Here is a 15,259-nt window from a genome sequence, read left to right as displayed (position 1 = left end):
TCTGTATGGCTCGTCCATGCTTTTTACGATCATTTTTGGTGAGTTTCACGCATACTCAAATCAGAGAGATGAATTTAAACACAGTATCAAAGGTGAATTTATGTTCCCAGAATATCGCGCTCTTATCAGTCAACTCAAGCAAGATGATGCGCATTTTTCCAAAGTTTTTGAAGAACACAATGCGCTCGATCACGAAATCATTCGTCTAGAGCAAAACCCTGTAACCAGCGGTTTAGATGAAATTGAAAACTTAAAACGCCAGAAATTAAAACTCAAAGATGAACTCTATAAAATGCTGAAACAAGCAGAACAATAGTGGATTGATGAGCATTAAAAAAATCCGCCGCGGCGGATTTTTTTAATCAATTTTAAACAGCTTTATTTAAGCCTGTTCAATGTCTTTCATGGTCAGTTTAATACGACCACGGTTATCGACATCAGCCACCTGAACTTTGACTTCTTGACCTTCTTTCAATACATCAGTCACGTTGGCAACACGTTCATTTGAAATTTGAGAGATGTGAAGCAAACCATCCGTACCTGGCATAATGTTCACAAACGCACCAAATTCAACGATACGAATCACTTTACCATCATAGATTTTGCCTGGCTCAACTTCAGCGGTTAACGCTTGAATTTTGGCAATGGCAGCACGTGCAGCCGCTTTAGATTCACCAAATACGCGCACAGTACCATTGTCTTCGATATCAATCGCCGCTTTGGTTTCTTCAGTAATTTGACGAATGGTCGCACCACCTTTACCAATGACATCACGGATCTTGTCTGGATTAATCGTGATCACTTCAAAGGTTGGTGCAAACATTGAAATTTCTGGACGTGCACGAGAAATGACTTTATTCATTTCATTCAGGATGTGCATACGACCAGCATAAGCCTGATTCAATGCAACTTCCATGATCTCTTCGGTAATCCCTTCGATCTTGATGTCCATTTGTAGCGCAGTAATACCGTTGGCAGAACCAGCCACTTTAAAGTCCATATCACCTAAGTGATCTTCATCACCCAAAATGTCTGAAAGCACGGCAAAACGCTCGCCTTCTTTGACTAGACCCATCGCGATACCCGCAACTGGTGCTTTTAATGGTACACCTGCATCCATCAATGATAATGAAGCACCACAAACAGAAGCCATTGAAGATGAACCATTTGATTCAGTAATGTCAGATACAATACGGATCACGTATGGAAAGCGGTCAGCAGCAGGAAGAACTGCTTGAACACCACGACGAGCCAAACGACCATGACCGATTTCACGGCGTTTCGGGCCAGATTCACGACCCGTTTCACCTACAGAGTATGCAGGGAAATTATAGTGCAACATAAAGTTGTCAGTTTTAGTACCAGAAAGGGTGTCAACCATCAATGCATCACGGGTATTACCCAAAGTGGTCGTAACCAATGCCTGAGTTTCACCACGTGTAAACAATGCTGAACCATGAGCGCGTTCTAGTACACCCACTTGTACATCGATTCCACGAACGGTTTTAGTATCACGACCATCAATACGCGGCTTACCTGACAAAATATTGTCACGTACAGTACGGTATTTCAGATCTTCAAATAGCTCGTTGACTTCGTCAGCAATACCCGTTTCGTCATTTTCAGGAACAAATTGGGCAACCGCTTCTGCATACAATGCATCAAGCGCTGCATAACGATCTTGCTTCACCGCAATGGTATAAGCTTCAGAAATTTTACTTTCAAACGCTGCTTTTAATTGTTCAAGTAACGTTTCATTTTTGCTTGGGGCAACCCAAGTTGACTCAACCGCACCCGCTGCCGCGGCAAACTCTTTAATCGCCTGAATCGCGATTTGCATTTCGTCATGACCAAACAAAACAGCGCCAAGCATTTGATCTTCTGAAAGCTCTTTCGCTTCAGATTCAACCATGAGGACTGCTGATTCTGTACCTGCAACAACCAGGTCAAGATCAGACTGTGCCAATTGCTCAAAGTTTGGGTTTAAAACGTATTCGCCATTGATCAGACCAACACGCGCACCACCGATAGGACCACGGAATGGCGTACCCGCAATCGACAATGCAGCAGATGTACCCAACATGGCAGCAATATCTGCATCCATAGTTTTATCAGAAGACACCACTGTTGCAGTGACTTGGATTTCGTTGAAATAACCTTCTGGGAACAACGGACGGATTGGACGGTCAATCAAACGTGAAATCAAAGTTTCAGCTTCAGACGCACGTCCTTCACGCTTGCCATAACCACCTGGAATACGACCAGCAGCATATTGTTTTTCTTGATAGTTTACAGTCAGTGGAAAAAAGTCTTGACCTGCTTTTGCTTTAGGTTGAGCAACTACAGCAACAAGTACCGTTACACCGCCCATGGTGATTAATACGGTATTTGCCTGACGTGCCACACGACCTGTTTCTAAAACAACTTGATGCTGACCGAATTGAAATTCTTTACGAACGATATTAAACATTGACATGTATTATATTTTCCTAGTTCTTTTTGAACAATTATTCTAGTGGAGACCCCTAAGGTTTGGCATTCAAACCATTGCGATCAGATGATTACAAACAATGGTCAATGACAAAGCTTAGAAGCCGACCTCACTAGAGAATAAACACAAAGAAGGAGCGAACAATCGCCCCTTCTAAAGTCATTTAGTGACACACACCAAATGATACTTTCTTTTCAGCACTCTCTTTTTAACGCTTAAACACCACGTCATATAAATACCGAAAATCAAGCCTGAAATCGAATTAACGACGTAAACCTAGTTCGTTAATTAGACTTACATAACGACCGTGGTCTTTACCATTTAAGTAGTCAAGTAATTTACGACGTTGGTTAACCATACGGATCAAACCGCGACGGCTATGGTGGTCGTGTTTATGTTCTTTAAAGTGACCTTGCAAATCATTGATTTGAGCAGTCAATAAAGCAACTTGTACTTCTGGTGAACCAGTGTCGTTTTCAGCACGAGCAAATTTAGCGATGATTTCTGCGCGATCTGTGTTAGTTAAAGCCATTCGATTTCTCCGAGATGCTTAAATAAAATAAATTGATACTGATCAATCGATTCAAGGAGAACCTAAAACCAATTGACTGCCGTGCATCACTACAGCAGTGACGTATTTTAAAGGATTCAGGTTGAATTGACAATTCTTAAATCATACAGCTTATCCGCCTGGCAATATTTCATTGCACATTACACATGCATGCTGGTCATTTTAGACACTGACTTTTGTCTCATAACGCTTCACACTCATCTGATATAAAAAGAAAAGATATGGAATGACTGTGAAATTATTATCAACCAATACCTGTTTTGTACCCCATGATCTTGCTGCTGTGATGAGACAAGAGGATGAAGTTCATCCAGAACAAGGGGCAATGACCGAGCAACAACGACAAAAAATATGGAAAAGTGTAGAAAGTGCTTATAAAACTGGAAATTATCCTTTCATCAGTTTTTGTTTACGCCGTAAAGGTCAGATTTTACTCAACCGTAGTCTGGGTTATGCCTCTGGCAATTCAACTCGGGGATTAAGTAACACGGCAAAAGTGGGTTCAGCTGATACGCCTGTCTGTCTGTTTTCTGCCTCAAAAATGGTTACAGCAATGCTGATCCACATGCTGGACGAACAAGGCGAAATTAATTTACTTGACCCGATTAGTTATTATATTCCTGAATATGCCGCACATGGTAAACGTCGCACCACGATATTTCATTTGCTGTCACACCGTGGCGGTATTCCCAAAATTGAAGGCGAGGTAACACCCGAATTACTGTTCGATAAGGATGAAATTTTAAAACGATTGTATGCGGCCAAGCCAGTATCTGTATCAGGTTCGCGGCTAGCATATCATGCCGTCACTGCGGGCTATATTTTAGGTGAATTGATCGAGCGCGTAACTGGTCAGGATCTACGCCGTTTTCTACATGAAACTATCGAAAAGCCCATGAATATGCCATTTTTCAATTATGGTTTAGACGCTAAATACCGCGACCAAGTGGCATTGAATTATCCGACAGGTTTACATCCTCGTCTGGGAACGGATCATTATCTCAATCATGTGCTCGGTGGTGGTTTAAAACTGGCAGTCGATGTGACCAATGACACACGTTTTATGGACACGATTTGTCCCGCTGGCAATATCTATACCAGTGCTGAACAAGCAGGCCGCTTTTTTGAAATGTTGTTGAGTGGCGGTCAATATCAAGGCAAGCAAATCATGAGTCCCCGCACCGTATTTCGGGCGACTTTACCTACCTCAGTAACCAGTCTGGATCGCACTTTACTTGCCCCGATGCGTTATGCACTTGGCCGAATGCTCGGAAGTAATCCTGTCGGATTATTTGGCCCACAAACAGCACAAGCCTTTGGGCATATCGGCTTTTCCAATATTTTGTGCTGGGCTGATCCTGAGCGCGATATTAGCGTGTCATTTTTGACCACAGGAAAGTCGGTGATTGGCACCCATCTACCTGCTTTAGCAAATGTACTTTACCAAATCTCGATGCAATGTCCACGAATTCCAAAGCAATCGCGTCGTTCACTTTTTGGTTCAGGTCAAGCTGAACATGAGTGGCTACAAGCCATTTAGACAAAAAGAAGCCCAAGCGTAACTTGGGCTCTTTTGCGCTGTATTTTTATTTTGAATCGTTGTTGTTTTATTTTATTGTTGTCTCAAGGTCTTACAACCTTTTACTCCATGATGTATATACGAGCTAGACATCATCAGTTCCTACACTTGTCATTCTGCCACAACTCATTATGTAGAAAAGTAGTATTTTACGTATCAATATGTAAGTGAAAACTTACGCAATATTTTAGGTTTTTTAATCATCCATGATTTATCCTAACTATTTGTAATATTCTGTATTTTTTATTTAAATTTTGATCACTGTAAATGCTAATCTAAGAATTCAGATAAAAGACAATAAAAAAGCCCTGTAGTCTCTCCCAAAACTACAAGGCTTAGCGGCTGTAAGTTTCCTCGCTTATCACTTACTTCACTGTAAGTTCGCTGTTTTTCAACTTTATGGTTATTGTTTTGCGATTTTCTCAGCATTCCTTGCTGAGCTTTTTGTGCAGAACTATGATCTCAAAAAAAAGGCAGCGGCTCTATCCGCAAATTTCTCGAAACCATGTAAGCATTTTCGTACAGATCTGTCTACCGCATAGACTAACTTAACAATGCTAAATTTTTATTAATTTTTCTAAGCAATCCACTTGTTCTGGTGGTTTTTACGGTTAAAGCTTTACTCCACGCAGTCCGATCCACCAGTAAGCTCACTACTTTTTTGGCGCGAGTAATCGCGGTATAAATCAGTTCTTGGCTGAGTAATTTTTCTGCGGAATGATCAAATACCACCGCAGTATGGGCAAATTCTGAGCCTTGTGATTTGTGTATCGTTAAAGCAAAAGCGGTCTGAATATTTTTCGGTAAGCGATGTGCAGCAATCCAGAGATTCAAACTTGGAAAATACACTTCAAATTGTTCAGGATCGGTGCGGTGACGAAAACATAATCCAATATCGCCATTGGAAATACCCAGTTGATAATCGTTATAAGTCATCATCACAGGACGCCCAATATACCACCCACCGACAGCTAAAACGGATAAATGCTGAGTCAACCATTGTTCAGCATAAAGATTAATTTGTTCCAAACCGAAGTCACCAAAACGGATTGCCACCAAAATACGATATTGATCAAAGGCTTCGATAACAGAATCTATATTTTCCTGAGCGTAGTCCGACTGTTGATAGGTTTTTAATTGTCGCAAAAACGGAATAAACCCTGCCATTAATTGTTCATAATAAGGTATCAGATCGGTGATTTGATCAGGCAAATACTCAAGCTGAACCACATCATTCATCGCAGCATTGAGCTCAATGTTTTGTAAAGTGGCAGGAATGGCAATCTGCTGTTCAAATTGTTGAAGAAGCTGTTCGGCAGATTGATCTCGCTTGACGTTTTGAATAAACCCCGCCAATTGACCAATTTTAGCCTCCGCACTAAAACGGCGACTACTGATCAGATGAACCAGATGTTTCTGTAGTTCAGGCACTTGTTGTACATCTGCCAGTACTGAGCCGACATCCACCGAAGCAAGCTGCTTGGCATCTCCCAATAAAATCAGACGACAATTCTGGGGAATCGCTTCGAGTAACAAGGTCGCGAGATTTAAATCCAGCATGGATGCTTCATCAATCACGATCACATCATAAGGTAGAGGTTGTTTGGCATGGAATCGTGGAATCTGCCGATGACCCAGACCAAGTAAACGATGCAGGGTTTGCGTGGTTTGCTGTTTCAGCGTGTCAGTGACCAGACCCGAGGCCAACAGTTTTTCGTCATTAAATGAGGTTTGTAAAGCTTCTTGCATCCGCTGTGCAGCCTTACCTGTTGGAGCCGCCATCGCAATCCGAATATTTGGAATAGATTGGTTTAAAACTGCAATAATTCGCGCCAGCGTATAGGTTTTACCTGTTCCCGGCCCACCTGTAATGATATTCAGCGCTTGACTCGTGACCATGTGCAAAGCAGCACGTTGCTGTGGATCTGTTAATAAATCCAGATAAACATCAATCGCTATCGGTTGAATCTGTTGCGTACTTAAACGGGCAATTTGGTGAGCAAGGCGTTGTTCCAATGACCAATAACGATATAAAGCCAATAATTCACCATCATAGATCATCGGGGCAACTTGAGTTCTCGCCTGCTGTTCATCAATGATAAAATCCTCAACTTCAGGAACATTTGACGAAGAAATCGCCAAACCGCTATCGCCCTGTAAACTTGCTTCAATTAACGCTTGCAACAGCTCGGCAATTTCGGCAGAATTGCGCTCCCTGAGATTGAATGGTGCCTGAGCCAAATACTCGCTCCAATTTTTCAACCATCTCAATTCTGCATTTTCAGCGTCAGTTTGCTTTTCCACACAGTTATCCTCAAGCTTTTCCACAAGCTTATTAACACACTTATCCACAAAATAACAATTTGATTAATATCAGTTTATATCAATTATCCGCATTTTAGGCGTGATTTTATCCTCAAGCATTTACCCGAAGCCATCTCAATCAAAGTAGCCTAAAATTGCATCCAGACGCAAAATAAACTCGGTGTCAGGTCGCCAGTAATAATATCCCTGATCAGCTTGTCCATTCATGCCGCGTAAATACAAATAGGTTGCGCCCCCCAAATGCTGCTCAATCTGATAATGTTGCAATTTCACTTTTAAATAACGATGCAACGCTACCAAATACAGCGCAGCCTGTAACCAATAACTGGACTGGCGCATATTCTGCTGAATTGCATCTGCCCGATAATCGTTGAAGTCTTTGCCCAGATAATTACTCTTATAATCGGCAATATGAAACTGTGAACCATCAAAATACATCAAATCAATTGAACCATTTAAGTAACGCGCGGCATGAGCGTCCAGAAAATCAGGCATTTCGATCTGATATTCCAAAAATAATTGCTGAATACGACGCATCGCCAGTACACGATCCGACAATGCCAAATAAAAAGGACATTCAGATAAAAACTGACCCGCTTGCAGTTGATGTAACTGAAAACCTTGATGTAATGGCGTGGTTAATACTTGCTTTAACCAATCTGCTAACCATTGATAAAGCTGACTTTCATTCTGTTCATTTTCAGGAAAATCCTGTTGATAGATGCTATAAAGCTGATCCCATAAACTACCATAATCGTTTTTAAAACGCCGACGAATTTCAGTAATCCATTCACTTTGATCCTGAAAATCGACATGTTCAAAAATCTCATGCAAAAAATTCCCAGCCAATGTGCCTTTAGGAAAATTGTGCTGAATCCAGTGAATGGGCTGTGTGAGCGTGGATCTTTCAACAATTAAATGATCTTGCTCATCTGCGGCTTGATCCAGTTTTTGATCCTGTGCAGCCAACTGATCGCTGGCGATTTGATGCGGTTTTAAGTGTTGCGCCAGATAGCTAAAACTGGTTTTGCCACGTGCATAAAAACGCTGTGTCGGCAAAGGCTGTGCCTGTAAGTTGAGTTTTGGCTCGGTGATTTTCGCTTTAAACGGCGGTGGACATTCTGCCAACTCCTGTTCATCAAAACTAAATGGATGCTGAAAATTCCCGTGTTGATATTTCCAGAATGCCAATGCATCCAGTGATTTTTGCTGCTGATCCTGCATCATGGCATAGACGCGATGGCTGGCACGAGTCAGCGCCACATACCAGAGTCGGTTTTGTTCGGCACGACTGCGTTGTTCATTTTGCGCCAAGGCTTCAGGACTTAAGCGTTGTTTATCCTGAATGGCGATCACGCGCTGTGTGGTCACTTGTCCATTTTCAGGATGGGGAACATCTATAGTTGAAAAATTTAAAGCCGTATTTTGATCTTTAAAAGGTTTATCTGCTCCCAATAAAAATACGATCTTAAACTCCAGACCTTTGGACTGATGAATGGTCATCAGTTGAATGCCTGCATCACTGGAAAGTTTACGCTCCATTTCCCAATCGCGCTGGCTTGGAGCTTGGAGCTGCTTTAAATACCAGTGATAGAGATTTTGCGCACCCTGATAATGTTCACTGTGCTGACTTAAAATTTCACTCAAATGCCGTAAATTCACCACATCACGTTCATGGTCTTTACTGTGCTGCGCCACCAGATTTTGCCAGACGTTAAACTGGTTCATACAGGCTTGCCATGCGCTTAGAAAGCCCTGCTGTAACCAAAGCTCACGCAAATGATCAAAGGCCGCAATATAAGTACTTAAACCTTCTGTAGTCTGTTCCTGCTCAACCAGTTGCTTTAAATTCAGTCCAATGAGACGACTTAATAATGCACGTTTAATTTTGGCTTCATCGTAGGGATGCAAAACTGCGGTCAGTAAAGCGGCAACATCTTGTGCTATCGGATGATCAAATACGCTTTTTCGTGACGGTCGATGAACCCGAATGCCTAAACATTCCAAAGCAGACTGTACTGCATCGAGTCCAGCATGATTTCTAGATAGCACTGCAATATCATCTTCGATTAAAAGCTGTGCTTGCTCGGCTTGCAAATATAAATCACCCGTCTGTGACTGATTGAGCAGCGCACGGATTTTCCATGCCACCTGTTCAGCCTCTTTAGATTTATCACTCAGCATCAACCAGCGTAAAGGTGCAACATTGGGCTGACCTTGATCGATCAAGGCAGGATGTGCTCGTGAACCAGCCTGAATCGGGTCATACATGACCTGTTCACCAAAATCAGGCTGCTGTTGAAAGAGATGATCAACGACTTCCACCAACTCCTTGACCGAACGGTGATTAAAACTGAGCTGATATTCTCGTCCTTGCTTGACTTTAATATCTTGATGCGCCTTGAGAAAAGTCAGCATATCGCCGCCGCGAAAGCCATAAATCGCCTGTTTACGGTCTCCCACCATAATCATGCAGCCTTTTTGATAACGCTGCGGATGTCGCCAAATGCTGGCCAACATATCATCTTGATCTTGATTGGTATCCTGAAACTCATCTACCAAAATCAAGGGATAGCGAGCCTGCACAAAAATCGCAAAGCGTTGTCCCTGCTCGCCTTGTAATGCTTCCGCAAGGGTACGAATCTGCTGTGAAAAGGTGGTCTCGCCCTTTTGTTGAAGGAGTTGGGGTAACCGCTGTTTGACCTCCAGACACAAATAGGCTTTTAAATACTGTTGTAATTGTTCAAGCTGATCTTGAATGATGCCTAAATGACGGATGATCTCTACCCATTGCTGTATCAGTGGATGATGATAGAATCCATCGCTCACCTCGGCAGGACATTTTTTAAATATTTTGCCCTGTTCAAATTTATCCAGAAATTTAAATGCAGCCTCACGCGCGCTCGCGAGTGGAGCATCAAAAAACTGTAATACATTTTCACCAGCCAAGACCTGAGCCAGCTGGGGTAAATGCACGGTAAATAAATCATGAAATGCGCCATTTCGAAATGAGGTGCCATTGATGCAGGTATAGTATTCGCCATCAAGCTCGTAATACGCCTGTAGGTCGCTCAAATCCGAATGCTGTACAAAAGATTGAAATTGAGTCAACACCTCCCAATTTAGTACAGGCATTGGTGCTGACTGAAATTGTGCTGAAGTAAAGTTCAACGAATTTTCAACCACATCCACAAACGCATCGACACTTTTTAAAGCGCCAATATTATACAGACCATCGATCAATACTTGCGGTTGTGCCTGAATCCATTCACGTAGCACATCATGAATGAGTTGGCGGGTATAACGTTTGGCATCATCCGTAATTTGCGCACGCTCGATTTTACCGCTTTCAAATGCAAATTCGCGTAATAGTTTTTGACTAAAACTGTCCAGAGTCCCGACAAAGAGTTCATCCAACTGATCTAGCACTAGTTTTAAACGTTCACAGGCATAGTCAATTCGTGTCGCAAAATGACGCAATACATGCTGCATTAAAGGATCAGTTTGTTGTTTGGCTTGCGCCAAAACCTCTTGTTCCGTCAAACCACGATAGGCTTGTAAATCACGATACATCTCTTGCAAACGCAGCCGTATTCGGGTTTTCAACTCTGCTGCCGCAGCGCGGGTAAATGTGGTCGCGATGACCTGATTGGGTAAATATTTTTCCAAAAAAATACGTACCATCAAACTCGACAAAGTAAAGGTTTTTCCTGTGCCTGCGGAAGCCTCGATTAGATGTAAACCTGAGAATTCAATATCGGTAATCGGTTGATAAGACACGGCTGAGTGAGATGAGATCAAGGCTTACTCCGTGCGTACATATTGAAAAATCGGGGCATATAAAGCATAAGAAAATTGTATGAGTGCAACATTGAGTAAGGCCTGAGCATCTTGCTGCTGTAAAATAAACATCCAATCCTGATGCCACTTACTACTTTCATCCTGTGTCACATCTAATGCGCTAAACGCCCCTGTTTTATTCCATTCTTTTAAAATATTTTCACGATCTTTTTCAGCCAATACAAATCCTATCTCAGTGTCTTCCCAATGATAGTGTTTAGCCTTTTCCAAAGGTTGCAATATTAGTGCCGCAGGCAACACCAACGGCTGCTGTCGCGCATAGTGCCATGCTGTCAACCATTCATCGAGGTATTGACGCGCCTGACCCGATGAAATCCCTTCACAAATCACGGTTTGATCACTAAACACCACGATACGGCGCTTGTCTTGTACATGCTCGCCCTGATTTAAAAAGCTCAGCCAAATCAAATATTCCAACCAAACTTTAGCGATCCGTTTCGCTCGCGCACTTGATGCCTGCACACTGACCCAATCCTGAACGTCATCTTCAGGAATTTGAATATTTAGATGTAAGGGTGAGGATAAACGCCAAGTTCGATAGGTGGTTGGGGTTTCCTGCATCGCATAATCGTGCAACCGCGATTGTAAACGCTGCTGGTCAAATAAACTTTGCTGCCATGCACTGTGTTTAATTTTACTGACAGGGAGTTGATCTAATAACAAATCTGAAGCAGCGTCGGCTTGATGCTGATGTAAAAAATCACGAATCGCATACTTAGCTAAACCATCCAAGAACAAAGGCTCATCCTGATCTAATAATGCCTGTTCATTCCAATTTTCAACCCCTAAAGTTTTTAAATACAACCGTGCAGGAAAAGTGACATCGGCTATCCACTGTTGACTATCAAGTAATAATAGATCTTGCGATGGTGGCTGATAATCAATATTCACCCACGGCAAACGTGTCCCTTGTGGCTGTTGAATATGCTTGGCCACTTGATACCAATGATCCTGATAGCGCTGTAAAGCGGGCTGCTGAGTAAAGCCCGTCACATCGAAAGGCTGTAAGCTATGAATCCGGTAAAGTGACGCCAGTTGTGGTGCTATGCCCAGTTGTTTAAAGGGCAAAGCTAGTGCAATTGCACGTTCAGAGAGATCGGCACTAGGTTTAACAATCTTCGCCAAATGTGTGGTGAGTTCCTGCACGATACTGGAAGGCTCGCGGACTTCACCATCATTGACATCAAAGCCATTATAAAATAACCAGAGATGATCTTTCGCCAACAACACGGCATCCAGAAATGCACCCTGATCATCTTCCAGACGCGAGCGATCACCGAGTTGCGGACGTAATACATCCATCAAATCAAACGGAGTGTGATTGTCACGATTTGGAAATTGCCCCTGATCCAGATTGAGTAACACCACCAAACGATAAGGCAATGGACGAATCTGACCAATTTGGCTCAAGGTAATCTGACCTGTGGGTTCTGCCTGTGCAGATTGATTTTCCAAAGTACGCTGAATTTCTTCAAGTAGATAAGGCAATGGCAAGGCAATCTGGCGCAAATGCTGTGTATCAGCTTCGCCATAAAAACTAGCCAGAGTCACCATACGTTCTTGTTTTTTAATTGCGTCACGTGCAGATTTTAAAGCCGTTACGCCTGCTTGTTCAAACTCAGTGACATCTACCATTAATCGTTTTAACCAGATTTCAACAGCCAGTTGCTCACCTTGTTCGTGTGCTATTAACCAATCACGACGCTGGTCAAAATCCCGATAAATCTGAATCAATTTATCAATAATTTCAAAATCATCAGGTTGTACCTGCGCATAACTTAACGTACCTTGAAACAGCACATGATCGGGAATCGCAATCCCCAACGCCAATCGATCCAGTGCAAATTTAAAGCTATAGCGATAATCCTCATCCCCCTGAACAAGACTTTGCTGTAAATGAGTTGCATCAAAGCCACGTTTAAAGCCTGCTGCGGCTAACAACGCCAATAGGCGTGAGACTTGGCTGTCATCAAGTCCATAACATAACTGCGTTGCACCAAGACTGAGCCAATCAGCGAACTCATCATAATTAAAACGGCTGTGTAACAGTTGAATACGACCTAATACTGCATGCCATGCATTCAAGACATCAAGCTGGGCTACTCCTGCAATTTTTACAGGTAAAAACACCCCCTCAGCACTTGGTGTCGCGGGAAAAACACTGCGAATCTGCGGTTCTAATTCCTTAAGATTCGGCGTAAGCACCAGGATATCACTCGGACGACGTGGCTGTTCTGTTGTTCCCTGAGATAACCAGTAGATTAGTTGATCTCGCAATACTTCCAGTTGTCTTAAACCAGAATGACAGACATGAATCTGAATCGATTCATCGCTTAGATCAAGGGCATAATCCGCTGCTTTGGGTTCAGTCAAATGCAAAATATCAGACTGCACATGTCCCAATAAGGTTTCTGGAAACTCATCAACAAAAGCATCGACCCAATGCCCTTCTTCTCCCGTCGATAAATTAGATAATAATGAAAAATGATCACGCGCTTGCTTGCCCAAACGGGTTAATAAAGGATGTCGTGATTCACGAGCTTCGGCATTAAAATGCAAAGTGAATTGCTGAAAAAATTCCGCAATTTCAATATCTGTTGCTTTAGGGTTCTTGGCAATAAAACGTTCTTTTACCCCGACATCATAACGCTGTTTCCAGAGTGGATCGACGCTATCGGCCCAGTATTCCTGTGACGGGTTATAATGAAAAATATAAATCTCAAGATATTGCCCTAAACGACGTAAAAACTGTAACTGACTGGGTGGCAGATCCAGTAAAGTAAATAACACCACTTGTTGCGGTAACCGTTTTAACGCTTGCGCACGTGTTTGTTCATTATCAAGCTGCTGCCAAAACAGCTCATCAATTTTCTCTATCTCTAAAAAATCCTGATGGAAATGTTCTTTCCATAACCAGCGTTGCCACGCTTCTAACTCTTGTGCTTGTTGTAGTTGAAACGCTGAAACAATTTGATCTTTATGGACGATCCATTTTTCAATCTCTAATGCCTGGTCACGTCCCCATGCATCGAGCCAATTGCTGGCACATGTACATGGTCCGATACAATTTTTAGTGCAAGAGCCACGATACAACATGTAATTGCTAAATAATTGTGAGACTTGTTCTGCAATCCAGTACAACATACTTTGCTTTTTAAGCTGTTTTTCAATGCCTTGTGTCAGACGATCTGCACTGTCATAAATGCGGGCAATGATCGAATACAACGGATGTTCAACTGTAAGTTGCATCTGTTCAGACTGAATATACGAATAAAGTGCCTGATAAATTCGCCATTTTAAAATCAGACGCGGAATATTGGCTTTACGAACCTGATCCTTATGCTCACTTAATACTTGTTGATAGGCATACCACTGAAAGCCACGAATACGTTGATGAAACTGGTAATTGGCATGAATCCCTTGCAGTTCAGACAGTTTTTCAGTCAGCCATTGCTGCACCGCAGCATTGGGAACTATAAAATGCTGGGTCGCCAACACCTGAAAAGGTTGTTCATGGCGAGATTGTGAAGTTCGCGCCAGTCCTTGCAATAAAACATCGATACGTTGACTTTGAATGACATGTATGGCCATGTATTCCTTACCTTACTAAACTATGCTTTTATGCACAAAATCATAAACATTCGTCACTATACATCTAAATCCAACTATGTCACGTTGATGGCATGAAATAAAAATGTGAACATCATTTAAAATACATGCTTGAATGATACAAAAGGAACCGACTTGAGTATAAGCCCAATGAAAATAGAAAATATTCCTGATTCAATTGATCCAAAACTTGACCTTGAACAAGTGCGCGAAGAATGTTTAGACATGGTCAAAAAACGCGCTTACTTTTCCGCAGGCGCCGCTGTGGTTCCAATTCCATTTTTTGATGTGGTCATCGATATTGGAATCTTGTCACAATTGATTCCAGATATTAGCGCCCGTTTTGGTTTATCGCCTGATCATATTAGTGTCTATGATCCAGAAACTAAAAAAATTCACTGGAATGAACTGCGCAAACGTGGCTTTGAATTTTCAGGCTTGGTCGTGGCACGAACTGCGGTAAAAAAATCTTTAAATGGCATTGTGGGTAAAGTCATTACCAAACAAGTCACCAAATTTATTCCGCTAGGTGGGTCCATTGTCGCGGCCAGTTTGGGCTATATCGTGATGAAAAAAGTGGCTGAAGCGCATGTGCAAGATTGTTACCAACTGGCGAAACGCATTCAACAAAAGAATGTAAATGGAAGCATTGTGGCCTAAATTCAAGTGAATCCCTCTAAACTGATCCTGAGCAACATGGCTTAGGATCAGTCCTTATTTGTAGATTTTATCTTTAATCAAATACGATTTATTTCAAATTCATAACAAACAGCACTTACTTTTAAGTTTTATTAAATATTTGACTTTTACCCTAGTCCAACGA

At 42.2% G+C, this 15,259-nt stretch carries 8 protein-coding genes; 3 read left to right on the top strand and 5 right to left on the bottom strand.

The annotated features are described in order from the left end of the window. Positions 1 to 100: 100 nt before the first annotated feature. The gene (locus I6L31_RS12415; protein WP_004991581.1) at positions 101 to 316 is read left to right on the top strand and encodes a YdcH family protein; all 216 of its coding nucleotides are present in this window, start codon (positions 101 to 103) and stop codon (positions 314 to 316) included. Positions 317 to 382: 66 nt separating this feature from the next. On the opposite strand, the gene pnp is transcribed toward I6L31_RS12415, so the two are convergent. Together pnp and rpsO are read right to left on the bottom strand one after the other, a co-directional pair. Then, positions 383 to 2,470: a polyribonucleotide nucleotidyltransferase gene (gene pnp, locus I6L31_RS12410; protein ID WP_171063297.1), complete on the bottom strand. Its 2,088-nt coding sequence runs from the start codon at positions 2,468 to 2,470 to the stop codon at positions 383 to 385. Positions 2,471 to 2,753: 283 nt separating this feature from the next. Further along, positions 2,754 to 3,023 carry a 30S ribosomal protein S15 gene (gene rpsO / locus I6L31_RS12405; protein ID WP_004991585.1) on the bottom strand — a complete coding sequence of 90 codons (270 nt, stop codon included), beginning with the start codon at positions 3,021 to 3,023 and terminating at the stop codon, positions 2,754 to 2,756. Positions 3,024 to 3,294: 271 nt separating this feature from the next. Here rpsO and I6L31_RS12400 point away from each other — a divergent pair, with 271 nt between their 5' ends. Continuing rightward, complete coding sequence (locus I6L31_RS12400; RefSeq protein ID WP_005001223.1) at positions 3,295 to 4,602, top strand: serine hydrolase domain-containing protein; 1,308 nt, start codon at positions 3,295 to 3,297, stop codon at positions 4,600 to 4,602. Between the two features lie 582 nt (positions 4,603 to 5,184). Here I6L31_RS12400 and recD read toward each other — a convergent pair. From recD to I6L31_RS12385, 3 genes are all read right to left on the bottom strand, one after another. After that, positions 5,185 to 6,945: an exodeoxyribonuclease V subunit alpha gene (recD, locus tag I6L31_RS12395; protein WP_005001222.1), complete on the bottom strand. Its 1,761-nt coding sequence runs from the start codon at positions 6,943 to 6,945 to the stop codon at positions 5,185 to 5,187. A gap of 135 nt (positions 6,946 to 7,080) precedes the next feature. Next, complete coding sequence (locus I6L31_RS12390) at positions 7,081 to 10,764, bottom strand: UvrD-helicase domain-containing protein (RefSeq protein ID WP_035271669.1); 3,684 nt, start codon at positions 10,762 to 10,764, stop codon at positions 7,081 to 7,083. Between the two features lie 6 nt (positions 10,765 to 10,770). After that, a complete protein-coding gene (locus tag I6L31_RS12385; protein WP_005001218.1) occupies positions 10,771 to 14,418 on the bottom strand; it encodes an exodeoxyribonuclease V subunit gamma in 3,648 nt (1,215 codons plus the stop codon). Between the two features lie 168 nt (positions 14,419 to 14,586). On the opposite strand from I6L31_RS12385, the gene I6L31_RS12380 reads away from it, so the two are divergent. Next, positions 14,587 to 15,096, top strand: a complete 510-nt coding sequence (locus I6L31_RS12380) for a hypothetical protein (protein WP_004991603.1) — start codon at positions 14,587 to 14,589, stop codon at positions 15,094 to 15,096. The last annotated feature ends 163 nt before the right edge of the window (positions 15,097 to 15,259 follow it).

The sequence above is a fragment of the Acinetobacter septicus genome (genome assembly GCF_019355975.1).
Lineage (GTDB): Bacteria > Pseudomonadota > Gammaproteobacteria > Pseudomonadales > Moraxellaceae > Acinetobacter > Acinetobacter ursingii.
The sequence above is the reverse complement of the archived record's forward strand: the minus strand, read 5'-3'. Positions and strand labels throughout refer to the sequence as shown.